Genomic DNA, 14,193 nt, shown 5'->3' on the forward strand with positions numbered 1-14,193 from the left:
TCACTACCTCGACATCGTCATCAAGGTTTGGCAACGTCCAGGTCGATGTCCGCATTGCGGTCACACGTCAAGACGCCCTCACGGATCTTCAACTCCGCCATCTGCAGGAACGAAATTTTTTGCCGTGGCGTTCGCTGCTCGGCGGGCGGCGTCGGATACGGCCGGTTGGGTTCGGTGTGATAAAAAATGAATGCGCGATCGTCAACGACGGCCACGCTGGGGTGCCGAGCCAACGTCGCATCGGCGGTTCCCGTTCCCGGCTCGTCAAGAATCGACGCTTGCTGTTCCCAGTGGATTCCGTCACCGGAATGAAAGACGGCCAGGCCCTTGTGCGGATCAGTCAACATCCAGTACCGGTCACGCCAATGGAATACATACGGCGCTTCCTGATACCCAAACCCACGCCGCTTGGGCGGTGCGTTCACGGCTCCGAGACACTTTCCATGATTCGACCACTGGACCAGGTCCCGACTGCTGGCCCACTGAATCCCGCCTCCTTTGCCGACGCGGTAGTAGGCGCGGTATTCATGGCCAACCTTGACGAGTGAGACATCGATCGGATCGGGCTGTTCGAACTCTGGAATGTCGGCCAGCTTCCACCCATCGATCGGATCCCCAATCGATGTCACATAGTGGCGAATCACCCCGTTGCCTCCCCAGGGCGGGTCCGCGGAGGCCTTGTACGTGGCAAACAGATGCAACTGGTCGCCCGAACGATGATCCCTGGGGCCCAGTGGGTATCGGCGTTGTCGGGTGTCCCCTTTCGGCCATCGAACGCGCAGTACCCGCGAAACCGCCAGTTCAACAGGTCGGGCGATGAAATGACACCCAATGGCGTTCCAACGTAGGAAGCACTTTCTCGCGTCGCCCGACGGGCCGTGTAGTAGATAAACCACTCATTTTCATGGGCGTTCCACACAATCTCCGGGTCGCACGAACCGTTGTAATGGGGGTCGGCAAACATCGGCCTGGTCACATTGCCCAACTGTCGCTTGCCGCCTTTGACCGACGGCTTGGAATGATTTTGGGACGACGGAGTGTCATCACTTTCGGTGCTGTGAACGCGGTGGCCGATGACTTTTCCCGTGAAGCGATTGGGTGCCTCGTAGTCGCCCGCCGCCGTTCGGTCATCAAAGCCGATGCTCAGGTCATCCACCGGTTGTACCGGAATCAAGCCCTTCGATGGACCAACGATCGGATCTTCGTCGTTGACCTGCAGTGTCATCCTGTCCGCGGTGAGCGTCGCCTTCAGCTTGACGCTTCCGGAGACTTTCCGGTCCCAGCTCAACCGCTTCACATCACCGCGAACGCGGACGTCGAACGTGGGCTTGCCATCAACGAAATGCAAAGCGAAACCATGCTGGTTGCCCCCCTGAGCGACAGCGACGCCGTCGGACAAATCACCTTCGACACGGACTTCGATCGTCAGCGGCCGATTGGCAATCGCCGGTTGCGTCGCCTGAGTACCAGTCGCGTCAACCGTTTGCCGGCCTGTGGAACCGGGTTTTGCCGATCCCCATATCACCCCCACGCGTCGCGCCCATGTCTCCCACGAAGCAATCATTTGCTGCAAGCGGTCGGGATGCTGCTTTGCAAGATCCGTTAGCTCGCAACGATCTTCCGCCAAGTTGTAGAGCTCCCATGTCAATTCATGCGGCATCCGCTTTGCGTAAACCGCCTTCCATTCGCCCTGCCGAATCGCATGGGCCGCTTGATGGTCGAATCCGATCGTGCGATCCGCCAGTCCCTCGCCTCGCATCGCCGGAAGCAAACTGGTACCTTCCAGCGGCGTCACCTCATTGCCCTCCCGCTTCGCCGGGTATTCTGCTCCCGCAACCTCAATCAACGTCGGCATCACGTCCATGACATGGGCAGGATCACGCACCCACTTGTCGGGCTTGCCGATTCCCTGCGGCCAATGCGCGATGAAGGGCGTGCTGATTCCCCCTTCGTGCGTGAAGTGTTTGTAAAGTCGAAACGGCGTGTTGCCCAGGTTGGACCACGCGCTGCCATAGGACTGATGAGTCCCGCGTCCTCCGGTTGCTCGCAGCTCATCTCCCGTTCGCAAGACCGTCGTGCCTTTGCGTGAGGTGTCGTCAAAACCAAACGGGCCCCATTCGTAACAGGCACCATTGTCGCTGAGGAACAAAATCAGCGTGTTATCCAGGTCATCTGTTTGCTTCAGGTGATCAACGATCCTTCCTACACCGGAATCGACGCCCTCCACCATGGCCGCGAACACCGCCATGCGTCTCGCGAGGTCCAACTGCCGGGCTTGATCGAGTGAATCCCAAGCCGGGTTCTGCTGACCGGAAAAACCATTGGCAATGTCGTCGCGATCAACCGGAACCAGGCTGCGCGGTGAAAGATGCCAATGATCACCGTCGACCAGCCCCAAATTCGTCATCCGCTCAAATCGCTCCTCTCGCAACACGTCCCAGCCCCGCTGATAGACTTCGTCATACTTGTCGGCGCGACTGGCTGGGGCCTGGACCGGAAAGTGCGGGGAAGAGTGCCCCAGAAACAGAAACCATGGCTTGCCCGACTGCTGGCCTTGGTTGATGAATTCGATCGCATAGTCGTTGAAGACATCCGTGGCATAAAACTGGTCGGCGGGGGGATCAATTTCTTTCTTGTGGTCTTCGGGCAACCGAATGTAGTAGTCCGCATCGTACTGATCGTGCGAATGACCGCGGGTGTAGCCGTAGAACTCGCCAAATCCACGTTTGATCGGCCCCGTATCCGGATGCATATGCCACTTGCCAACGTAGAAGCAGCGGTAACCCGCTGGCTTCAAAACTTCCGCAAGCGTTGCACATCGATCATTCAGCCTGCCCAGGTAGCCGGGCCCGCGTTGGGGACTCGGCTTGTTGGTGGTGAAATCGCCGATGCCCGCCTGCGTGGGATACAGTCCCGTCATCAGGGACGCCCGACTCGGGCAACAACGTGCCGAATTGTAAAGCTGCGTGAAACGAACGCCATCGGCAGCCAATGCGTCGATGTTGGGTGTGTCGATCTCGCCTCCATAGCATCCGAGATCGGAGTAACCCAAGTCGTCGGCCAGGATCAGAATGATGTTGGGGCGATCGGAGGCTGCGTGCACCGTCCCCACCTGAAAGGCGACAATCGAGACCAACAGGGCGATGGCGACACGGAGCACCCTGGCGGTGTTGTCAACAACACCAAAACGTTGTGTGGCCCCAACTTCATTTCGCATATTGACAACCGGCACGACGGTTCGATCCATTTCGCATTTCTCTTTGCTTTGCATTTTGGCTTGGTGGTATTCACGGTTAGCGGTGTTCCGCTTGGATGCTCGCGAGAGTTTCCGATCCTACAGTGATTCTTCCGCGGAACCATGATAGCCAGCGTCATTGCCCTGGATCTCTTTGTCACGTGCCGATTCATCAGCGTTAAAACGCGATCCGCCGGCCTTCGCCAATTTGATCACCAACGGACACCGATTCTATTCCGCATCCCAATTGGTCGATAGAATCGGATCTGACACGCGAACCACGAACCAAACCGCCGCGGAAAGGACTCATGACCGACATTCCTCCCCACGCAATCCTCGGCCAGTTGGTCACAGGACACTGGACGACTCAGGTGATCCACGCCGCCGCCAAGTTCGGCATTGCGGACCTGCTGGCTGAGGGATCCAAGTCGGTTGACGAATTGGCCGATGCGACCGACACGCAGCCAGAACTTCTCTACCGGCTGCTCCGGGCACTGGCCAGCATCGGCATTTTCGCCGAGCAGGATGACAAACACTTCAAGCTGACTCCGCTCGCTGAGCCGCTTCGCAGCAATGTCCCAGGCTCTCAGCGGTCGCTGGCGTTGATGATGGGCGATGAGCAATACAGGGCGTGGGGCAATCTGGTTGACGCCGTCCGAACCGGCGACAACGCCTACGAGAAGATCTTTGGCAAGGCGATCTTTGACCATCTTGCCGAGCAACCGGAAAAGGCTCGTATCTTTGACGACGCCATGACAGGCATCCACGGTCGTGAAACCCGTGAGATCCTGGACGCTTACGACTTTTCAGCAATCAACGTGCTCGCTGACATCGGTGGCGGCAACGGTTCCAACATCACCGCCATTCTGCAGAAACACACGGCTACGCGGGGGATCCTGTTTGATCTTCACCACGTGATCGAACGTGCACGACCCAACATTCAATCCGCCGGGCTCGCCGACCGGTGCGAGCTGATTGACGGTGACTTCTTCCGATCCGTCCCCGCGGGAGCCGATGCCTATCTGATGCGTCATATCATTCACGACTGGGACGATGAAAAGTCGATCACCATTCTGAAGAATTGCCACCAGGTGATGTCGCCGGGAACCCGGCTGTTATTGGTCGAAAGTGTGATCCCGCCGGGCAACGAGCCGTTCATGGGCAAGTTTTTGGATCTCACGATGATGCTGATCCCGGGTGGCAAAGAGCGCACCGAAGACGAGTATCAAAGGTTGTACGACGCCGCCGGGTTCGATCTCGTGCGGGTTGTCCCGACCAATTCAGAAGTCAGCGTGATCGAAGGCCTTCGCCGCTGAATTCGTGCTCAATGCGCTCAACCCTCCTTGCAAGGCACAGCGTTTCAAGACTGCACAAGCCTCACCCGCGAAGCGGCGACAGCAACACCACCACATCGACAATTCTTCTCTCCCTGCGCTCGTCCCGTCTAATAGAGAGGGTAGAACGACACAGGCACGAGCTCCAGTCGCGAAGCGACGACAGCCCCCTGCCGTCGGCGCAAGCCGACGGATGCGGCCGCCCCAAAAACACCAGCTGCGAAGCGGCGACAGCGACACCATCCCATCGACAAGAGCGACAATGCTCTCCTCCCTGTGCCCGCCCCTTCTTTAACAGCAAGGTGGCTCGGAGCGACTTCCCCGGCTCATCGGATCCGATACAGGTGCACCCCGTAACCACCGAAAGCATCCTGAAACTGTCCATCATTGATCCGCAAGGTGCGTTCTTCCCCAAGCACATCAACATCCGAGACGGAGGTCGACGGAGTCAATTGAAAGGTCGCGTTGACGTCGCGATTCTGCAGGTTCACCGCGAACACATACTCCTTGCCTCCGTGACGTTTGCACAGGGTCTTGATGGAAGCATCTTCCGGCTCCGAAACGACCTGCATCACATCGTCGACGGTCGGGCTGTTCAGGACGGGAGCCAATTGTCGGATTTGTCGATTGATTGCGGTAACACCGGCCAGCAATTCCGGATCATCCAACAACGACGCCTCGCGAAATCGAGGTTCGAATTGGTGGACGAAGTAGATGATCCCCTGTGATCCATGAATCAGCGACATCCAAACCTCCGACCGCACCTGTTCGGCGGTCGGCTTGACCTCCGTGTTGCTGATCCGGCTGCATTCGATGCAGTTCCACACGATTTGTTTAGGGTCAGCCCATCGACGGAGACGTTCGACGCCCTTCGGCACGTACTCCAGCTTTCCAGCAATCTGTTCCTTGCGGTGGACGACCGGGTAAATGTCAAACGAGACGATATCACATCCCTTGATGTATTCGGGATAATCTTCCAGATGATTGCGACGCACACCGCGTCCAATGTAGTTGTCATAGGCGACGCCTTGCCCGAGATTCAAAAAGATTGGCCGGGTCGGATCCGCCGCCCGAAGTCGTTCGTAGTTCTCGACAATGACTTGAGGTTCAATGGGTGGACCGTAACCTTTGCCGTCGCGCCGAGCCTGGGCGTTATCGGGTTCGTCGCCGTGCATCCAGCCGACGATGACGTCTGAGAACTCCGAATTCAAACCGACACCATTCTGAGAGCAGATGGTTTCCATTCCGGCCTCATCGAGCACCCGCAACTGTTCCTCCGTCGGGCCTCGATACAGACCCACATAAAGGTTGATTCCCGCGTCACGATAACGCTTGGCATTTTTCGGCGCTTGCAACCAAACGGCGATTGGAAAAAATTCGGGGTCATCGGAAACGCCGTTGGTCCAACGCCCGTAGGGCGTCGAACCTTGGTCAGTGGTTTCCGGTGTTTGCGCTTGGGCACCAGCCAACCGGACCTCCACGAACGCCATCGCGGTCAACACGGCGATCCAAACGGAGTGACGAGCGATCGAATGGCTTGAGCTTCGGTTGAACATCAGCAGAGCCGCCTTGGTGAGAGCATCTTTGGAGAACCGCGTGGAAGCCACTCGATTGGCTCCCCGGGCCGGAAGCCGGCGCTCTGCAAAGCACCGCCTCGCAGGGCTCACCGTTCCATCCGGTAACAGCAAGCAAGCCACATTCCGACCACGCATTCTCGGTCCACCCAACATGGTATCCGGATTGGAGTGTGATTTGTTCGCCCAGGCATCCGCGACACCCCTGATCAGCCAGAGCAAGCTTTCGAGAAACGTCCGCTGAGCCATTCTCGCCCCAAAATCCGCCCTGAATGGGACCAGCCGCTCGAAGGACTTGCCGGATTCGAGGAGCCGACCGGCTACAACGAAGAACCGTCCGAGGGAGCGCTCTGCGGATTGGTATAGAAGTGGGAAGTGTTCCCACACGCCTTGCAATCCCAACGGAACCGGGGACCACGTTTTCGAATCTTGGCCCTGACTCCGCATGGACAGGTGAGGTTGATTCGCTCGTTTCGTTGGCACCCCTGACATTTGAAGTAGTAGCCGTAGCGACCGTACAGAATCTCCAACGCTTGACCGCAGTGTCGACAAGACGTTCTTTTGGCAGAGGCATCGCCGGAGGCCGAACGAGGTGCAGAACGTTGGTTGGACAAGGCAGGCGGTGGCAACGGAGGATGCGACGCGTCGCGAGTTTCGCGCACGACCGGTGGCGGTTGAACGAACGGTTCGTGACTGCGAAGCAGAAACTCACGAATTGCCTGAAGTTCCTCCGTGGTGAATGGTGCAACCTTGTTCTCGATCATCGCCGCTTGTTTCGCTTCGTCGGAGGTCGCCGCGTACCGCAAGAAACCGCGGACTCCTGTCACGAGGTGGATTTCGGAAATCAAGTTTTCGATCCGTTGAGCGACTTGATCGGCTTTGACCACTTCCGGCGCAGCTACTCCTTTCCGTTTGATTTCGCCGCCGTCAGATACAGCAACGAACGTCGCGAAACGCTGTTCACCAAACTGACCTTGCACCATTCCCAGCAGCACTTTCCGCCTGAGCTCTTCTTTTCGGTCGTTCAATAGTGACCTGAGCAGTTTGGCTTGCATCTTGACCTGCACGACGGGCGATTTCATACCCATCCGGGTACGACCGTAAACCCTCGTGAATTCCTGATGTTCATTGACCTCAATGGTTCCGGTGACAGATTTACTCTCAACCAATGCAAAGCCAAACGGATGGAGCACCAGATGGTCGATTTGGGCGACTTCGCCGCCACGCACAACACGCAGATCATTGAAGACGAAAACATCTGGCAATTCGCCAAACGCTCGACGCAGGTAGAACGCCATCTGCTTCTCAGCTTCATAGCCAGCCCGCAGCCGTCTGTCGGACGGAACCGGCCCGACTTTCTCATTTAGAATCATAGTTACCCCGACCAATTCCATGAGCTCGAGGCGATGCGACGGATCCTTACCAAGCTCTCACCTCGCGGATCTGGCAGCCAATATCAAAGCGAGGTTTGTATCGAAAGAAACTTGGTTTCAATAGCACTGCCGATCCAGACTCACCGCATTCTGCCCGGTGCAATACGAAACATCCAACCAGCACAGCTGGCAACGACCGCAATTTGCTGACCGGAATCGGAGGCCGGCACGAAAAAGAATCTTTGCACAAGATTCGGTGTCAATATTCTGAACATCGTGGCCAGGGAGTTTCAACTGGAAATGGACGCTTGAACGCGTCAAAAGCCACTGTCTGCAAAAATCGGTCAGCAGGAATTGATGAGCCGTAGGCGCTACCGCCTCGAGTGGACGACAATGCGATGTACCGCTTTCTTGGACCGTAAGGAACTCGTGGATAATCCCTGTGATGGACGACGAGCTTGCTGATGACGACCACGATGAAGCGACGGACATCGCCGATTTCAAGCCTGCGCGGTTTTCATCCGACCTTCGACTCCCGGCTGGTGACGAACAACAGCTCAACGATGCCGCCGTTGCTGTGCGGCACGAGTTTCGGGACAGTTCTCGCTGGAAGCGATTGAACTGCATGAAGGTCAGCGTGTTCGCCGAGCGTGACCGAGGCATGGTCTACGTCGTTCACATCGGCAAGACCGTCGAATTTGATTGGACGTGGGAAGGCGCGAAAGCGTTTTGCCCGAACTCGCTCGATGAGAACGACAGTTTTTCCGATCGATTCTACGAAGAAGCAGAATACGAAGATGCAATTGACTGGTCGGGCGAGATTGTGGAGGTGGATGAGCAGCATGGTTGCCTATTCGTGGCACTCGATGATCCGGAAGCAATTCCCAAAGCCGGTGCCTTCTTCGTGCGTCCGTTCGAATTCCTGTCCGTACTGCATGCGATTTACAACAGCGATACGTTTGAGAAAGTTCGGGAACGGCTTCCCGCAAGGCTGAACGCTTCCCGGGGCGGGGTTCATCCCGGCATCTCTCACACGGCGATGGTTGGACTTTCACATCTGAAAAGCTGGTGGCAGCATTCTTGGAGCGTACTTTGGGGACCTCCGGGAACCGGCAAGACTTGGACAAGCGGCCAACAGATCGCACGAGTGCTGAGTGACAAACGAGAACGCATCCTAATCCTCTCGACGACGAACAAGGCAACCGATGCGGTGGCGTTGTCACTGGGCGAGGCGGTGAAGAGCGTCTGCCCCGTCGAACTGGAGAATGAAACCCTACGGAGGATCGGCAAGGGAGCTTCGTACCAGACTTTCGTGAATCGAGAACTCGATTCGATGCTGGCGGGAGCAGAGTCTGACGTGCTTTCTAAGATCGACGGTTTGGCCCAGCAGCTTCCGCTATTCGATTCGTGGGAAGAAAAGGCCTTTACTCGAAAGCAGATTAGCGAACTGAGATCAACTGGCAACGACCGAAGCAATCGCATTTTCGTGGACCCGGAGAATCGAGTCGTTATCGCCACAGCATTCAAAGCGATGAGCTTTCTGAAAGATGACACCATCCGACAGATGGTGGAAGACGGCGAAGCTCCATTCACGACGATCTTCATTGATGAAGCCGGATTGATTTCAAGGTCCGCGATTGCTGCCCTTTCGCTGTTGGCGGCCCGCCGCGTCGTCCTCGTCGGCGATTCCAAACAGCTTGCTCCGATCAGCCGCATCTCGCGTGTGCTTCCAACCCGACAGCAAACCTGGCTCGCCAGTAGCGGCTTGAGCCATCTCGAAGAGACAAGGGATGTCCCAACTGCCGTTCATCTACTTTGCGAACAACGACGGATGCACCCTGAAGTGTGCAAGGTCGTTTCGACGTTTCAGTACAACGGCGTGTTGAAGACGGCGATGGAAAGAGCCAGGCAGGAATCATCGCTCTCTCCGTTTCTCTCCGACTGGTCACGAACGATCTGGTATGTCCTCGACGAAGAAGACTGCGATCTTGCTGCCATTCGAGCCACTCGTGGACCGGGCAACAAAAGCTGGATTCGCCAGATCACGAAGTCCGTGTTGCAGAAACTCTTCTCAGACTCTGATGTTCGACGAGCCAACGGACTATTCATCTCGCCGTTCAAGGCTCAGGCCAATGCGATCGGTGAGTCGCTGGCAGACTGGCGAATGCACTCGTGGGAATCTTCGACCGTCCACAGCCAGCAAGGTTCCGAAACCGACATCGTCGTGTTTGACACGGTCAACGCCGGAAGCCACACATGGGGTGTTGTCGAATGGAAGCGACTCGTGAATGTCGCACTGAGTCGAGCACGAGAAGCCGTTGTCGTTCTCGCCAGTCGTGCCGAAATGGACGAACCATATCTTCGCCCGCTTAAACGACAACTATCTCCCTCTGTACTGGTGAGGGAAGGTGGCCGGTACAAATGGAGTCAGCCGGCGGACCGAGCGTCAATGGAAAGTTCTTTGGTCGCCGAACAGAAAGCATCGTATCAAAACAGATCAAGAACGCCGGAAAGCTACACGGAGAAAAGCGGTCAACCAAACTGCCGAATGGGCGATCAGATTGATGCTCGGAAAGGCATGAAGCGATTGTTCTCTCAGGAGCAGACACGCCTGACGAATCTTAAACTCGACGGCAAACCTCGATTGGTCCGTGGAGTCGCCGGGAGTGGCAAGTCGGTTGTACTATGCAACTGGCTGGCGAAAACAGCGAAACGACTGCGGGGCAAGACGGACGCTCGCATCTGGGCTGTGTACGCCAATCGGAGTCTTCACAAGTTGCTTTGCGACTCGATCGAAGCAGCGTGGGAACATCAGAGTGATGGTGAACTGCTGGACCGATCTTCGTTCCCTTGGGAGAACGTCGAATTGCTGCATGTGAAGGATGTTTTATCGGGGATGTTGCCCAGCGTGCAGATGACGATGGATCAGTTTGGCTTCGACTATGATCGTGCCGCCGAAGAGTTTCTGAATCAACAGGACACTGAGAACCTCTTACCACGCTGCACGGCATTGTTCATCGACGAGGCTCAGGACATGGGGCCGTCAACGCTGCGACTCCTACTGTCGGTCGTCGAACAATCCGACAAGGCAGACGCCAACAGTCGCTCGGCTCACATCTTCTATGACAACGCACAGAATGTGTACGACACAAAGACGCCGAAATGGGCTGAGTTCGGTCTCGACATGCGGGGACGCTCAACCATCATGCGAGAGAGCTTTCGGGCGACTCGTCAGATCACGGAACTCGCCGTGAACGTGCTGCACCGACTTTCCGGCGACACCGGAAGGGATGACCAGCAGGAACTGATTTCTCTTGGATTACTCAAACCGACAACGCGCAACGGCGAAGACTGGTTGGAAGCAACATTCAGTCAGATCGAAGGCCCTAAACCCATCTTCCATTCCTTCGACCATCGAAGCGACGAGATGGCGGCAATTGCAAAACACTTGCGGCACCTCATCGAAGTGGAGGGTATTTCCCCAATCGATATCTGCGTCATTTACAACGGCAGTGCCGTTCGGATTCTGGAGTCACAACTGGCTCCCAAGCTCGCTCAGTTTGGCGTCGAGTTGTCATTTCAGAAGAATCGCTCCTTCGAGCGAATAGAAAACACGCTGATTGCCACGACGCCGCATTCGTACAAAGGTTACGAAGCGGAAGTTGTCGTGGTTCCCTGTGTCGATCACTACGTCGCCCGCGAAGGCAAGTTGGTCGCGAACGCTTTGTACGTGGCGATGACTCGCGCTCGCTCCTTGCTGGCCATTTACGGCATCAGCGGCGTTTCGGAAGCCAGCCGAAAGGTTGTAGGCACGATTGCGGACTGTGTACGCTCTCAAAACGCCCAGCCGAAAGTTGATGTGTCGGACGACTGAAGCGAAACCATGCTTGTTAAGCTTCGCATCCGCGACTCCACGCCCATGCCGTAATCTTCGTCACGCCAGGTGATGCCTGGGTTGAATCACTAACTGCCGATGGCGTCTGTGGTACTCTCGTGAAGTTCGTCGGATCGCGTGTCTCGCTGTGGCAACGCGAATGGAACCCGCATTATCGGATTTTGGCCCCCGCTCAACATGGGCAGATGAGGTTGATTCGTGACGCACATGACGCAAACCGCGTAGGAAATCGAGTGACTTCGACGTTTCCAAGCGATAGGTTGATGATTCGGGGACGGAAAACGGTGCCGTTGTCCGCTCGCAACGAAATGAGAAGGGGAGAAAACCGATGGCAATTGCTCGAATGTTCTGCTTGCCGCAAGTGACTTGGACCATGCTCGCGCTCGTCGCTTTCTTGCTCGGTGAGAAACCCGCGTGTGCCCAAACGGCGAATTCGCTGGAGCCGGAAATCGCCAAGGCGATCGAGGACCTGACAAGTGCAAAGTTCCAACACCGACAAGCGGCTTTTCGGACCCTTGTGAGCAACGGCGACACTGCCATTGGCGCGCTTGAAATCGCGTCGGGAACCGGCGACCCGGAAGTCGCGACTCGATGCGTCGAAGCACTTGCAGAGATCGCCAATGACAAGAAGTTTTTGTCCCGCGTCATTGCTGCATTAGATCGACTCGCAGCCGACCCTGCAAATTCCGCTGCAAATCTGGCCAAACACCACGCAACCCAGCTAAAGATGACGGACGAGGACCGCGCCGTCGCAGCCCTCACCTCGGAGGGTGTACGAATCCACCGAAGCCCAAATGGAAGCGTTTTTTCCGTCAACATCACTCACGATCGACAGATTGTGTGGTTGAAACACTTCAAGGACCTCCACTCGGTCAGACTTAGGGGACCCGAAGTCACTGACAACGGAATCATGACTCTTGTCAAACATCCGAATTTTTCCAGCTTGAACATCTCGCGAACATCCATCACGGATGGCGGCCTCTCCAAACTGTGGGAATTGAAAGAACTCAAAAGCATTAGCCTTTCTGCGGACGAATTCACCCCACGCGGCATCCATGCACTGCGTGAAATCCCGAAACTCGAAATGGTTGTACTGCTTTCCGACACTGATGAGGAAACGCTTGCAGCTTTAGCTGAAGCCAAGCAGGTCGACAGCTTGTATCTTGCAGAGATTCGATTGACCCAGCGGGCTATCGACCTCCTGAATCAGTTCAGTCATTTGAAACGCCTTAGATTCTCGGTCCAAGCAATCAACGACCAACAGCTTAAGTGGCTAGGACAAATTGCCGTCCCAACCGACCTTACCGTGAGACAGTCTCCAGAGATTACGGAAGAGGCATGGCGACATCTCCGGGAATCGCGATTGCTTGGGCTTTCGATAGCTGAATGCGTCATCACGGATGCCAGTCTGGCGCATCTCGGTGAGATCAGCTTGCTTGAATCTCTTTCTGTCGGTGGTGAATCGATCACGGATGCAGGCCTTGTACATCTCGAAAACCTGCAGGCGCTTGAGAGCCTACGCCTAACCGGGACTCAGGTGACGGACGACGGAGTCGACCGACTCCGTAAAGCAATCCCAAAGTTGCGTCATGTTTCGATTCAGACGGGACGCGGGGGCGCCGCCGCCCAATGGAGAGCGCTGGCTGCGGTTCCCCGAATACGCTTTGTCGACGATCCGTACAGTGACCGAAAAAATGCGTTCCTCGACGATCGGCTGACGGCGGCCGACGCCGCAGAACTTAAAAAGGAAAGCAAGCTGGGGACCATCTTCTTTACGCGAGGCGGCACAAAGGACCAGGACCTCTCGTTGCTTCGCGACGTTTCGATGCAAGGTTTGGTGATCAACTCGAAACATGTTGGCGACCAAGGCATCGAGAGCCTTGCAGATCACCCGACCCTTCAGTCGCTCGCACTGTGGTCTTCGACCATTACCGACAATTCGATGGAATCCATTGCTCGAATTCCGTCCTTAACCAAACTTACCATTCACAGGGCGCTCATCACGGATGATGGAGCGGCGAATCTGATCGCCAGGTTGAAAGAGGCTGGAAAGATTCAATCTCTCCATTTCTTCAGATGCTCAAAACTGACGGACCAGGGACTGCGGAGGATTGGCGAACTCAGCTCGCTTGAGCGATTGTTCTTAAACAACATGGATGGAATCACCAGTGGCCTTCTTGAACAGATCTCTCAACTGTCGAATCTGAAGCGATTGGAGATGGACGATGTTGCACTCGACGAAAACGATCTTGCCTTCTTGGGCACGCTGTCAAAGCTTGAGACTCTGGGCTTGTCAGTCAGTGACTCACCTGGGTCGCTCACCAATCTCGGTCTGAAGCATCTTTCTGGCTTGCAGTCTCTCCGCTCGCTGACGGTCCAGAAAGCCAGCATTGATGACCGGGGTGTCAGCGAACTGGTGAAGATCAGAGAGCTGCGAGATTTGGGATTGGGAGGAACAGGAATCTCCGATACGGGCGTGAAACAACTGGCGACGGGATTGCCAAATCTCACACGCCTGGGCCTGACGAGAACAGACGTGACAGATGCCTCAATGAAGTCTGTCGGAAAACTGACGAAGCTGGAATGGCTCTGGCTAGACGGCACCGACGTTGGCGACGACGGACTCCGGCTCCTGGATGATTTGACTGAGCTCGAATACGTTTACCTGAATAACGAAAACGTGACGAGCAAAGGCCATCAGCGTTTCCGTCAAAAGCATCCAAGCACAAATATCATGCTGCGATGAACGTCACCTTCGAAAACGCTCAACACCCAACGAGGA

General features: G+C 56.1%; 7 protein-coding genes. 3 read left to right on the top strand and 4 right to left on the bottom strand.

Annotated elements, in window-relative coordinates:
• Nucleotides 1–20: 20 nt before the first annotated feature.
• Nucleotides 21–644, bottom strand: coding sequence for a hypothetical protein (locus FYK55_RS07010; protein ID WP_150075661.1), 624 nt, complete (start codon nt 642–644; stop codon nt 21–23).
• The gene (locus FYK55_RS07015) at nt 641–3,247 is read right to left on the bottom strand and encodes a sulfatase-like hydrolase/transferase (RefSeq protein ID WP_235908486.1); all 2,607 of its coding nucleotides are present in this window, start codon (nt 3,245–3,247) and stop codon (nt 641–643) included. Before FYK55_RS07015 ends, FYK55_RS07010 begins: the two co-directional genes overlap by 4 nt.
• A gap of 296 nt (nt 3,248–3,543) precedes the next feature.
• Between FYK55_RS07015 and FYK55_RS07020 the strand changes: the two genes are divergently transcribed.
• Nucleotides 3,544–4,551 (top strand): methyltransferase, encoded by a 1,008-nt coding sequence (locus FYK55_RS07020; protein WP_150075662.1) that lies wholly within the window; start codon nt 3,544–3,546, stop codon nt 4,549–4,551.
• A 344-nt stretch (nt 4,552–4,895) separates the two neighbouring features.
• Here FYK55_RS07020 and FYK55_RS07025 read toward each other — a convergent pair whose 3' ends face one another.
• Nucleotides 4,896–6,125, bottom strand: a complete 1,230-nt coding sequence (locus tag FYK55_RS07025) for a hypothetical protein (RefSeq protein WP_150075663.1) — start codon at nt 6,123–6,125, stop codon at nt 4,896–4,898.
• A gap of 338 nt (nt 6,126–6,463) precedes the next feature.
• Nucleotides 6,464–7,537 (bottom strand): nuclease-related domain-containing protein, encoded by a 1,074-nt coding sequence (locus FYK55_RS07030; RefSeq protein WP_150075664.1) that lies wholly within the window; start codon nt 7,535–7,537, stop codon nt 6,464–6,466.
• 424 nt (nt 7,538–7,961) lie between these two features.
• On the opposite strand from FYK55_RS07030, the gene FYK55_RS07035 reads away from it, so the two are divergent.
• Complete coding sequence (locus tag FYK55_RS07035) at nt 7,962–11,390, top strand: AAA domain-containing protein (RefSeq protein WP_150075665.1); 3,429 nt, start codon at nt 7,962–7,964, stop codon at nt 11,388–11,390.
• A 349-nt stretch (nt 11,391–11,739) separates the two neighbouring features.
• Nucleotides 11,740–14,157 (top strand): hypothetical protein, encoded by a 2,418-nt coding sequence (locus FYK55_RS07040; protein WP_150075666.1) that lies wholly within the window; start codon nt 11,740–11,742, stop codon nt 14,155–14,157.
• Nucleotides 14,158–14,193: the final 36 nt, after the last annotated feature.

The organism is Roseiconus nitratireducens, assembly GCF_008629675.1.
Taxonomy (GTDB): Bacteria; Planctomycetota; Planctomycetia; order Pirellulales; family Pirellulaceae; genus Stieleria; species Stieleria nitratireducens.

Bases quoted from the DNA above. Each gene is read 5' to 3' on its own strand.
- FYK55_RS07015 (WP_235908486.1), bottom strand. From the start codon at position 3,247: ATGGATCGAACCGTCGTGCCGGTTGTCAATATGCGAAATGAAGTTGGG.
- FYK55_RS07020 (WP_150075662.1), top strand. From the start codon at position 3,544: ATGACCGACATTCCTCCCCACGCAATCCTCGGCCAGTTGGTCACAGGA.
- FYK55_RS07025 (WP_150075663.1), bottom strand. From the start codon at position 6,125: ATGTTCAACCGAAGCTCAAGCCATTCGATCGCTCGTCACTCCGTTTGG.
- FYK55_RS07030 (WP_150075664.1), bottom strand. From the start codon at position 7,537: ATGGAATTGGTCGGGGTAACTATGATTCTAAATGAGAAAGTCGGGCCG.
- FYK55_RS07035 (WP_150075665.1), top strand. From the start codon at position 7,962: ATGGACGACGAGCTTGCTGATGACGACCACGATGAAGCGACGGACATC.
- FYK55_RS07040 (WP_150075666.1), top strand. From the start codon at position 11,740: ATGGCAATTGCTCGAATGTTCTGCTTGCCGCAAGTGACTTGGACCATG.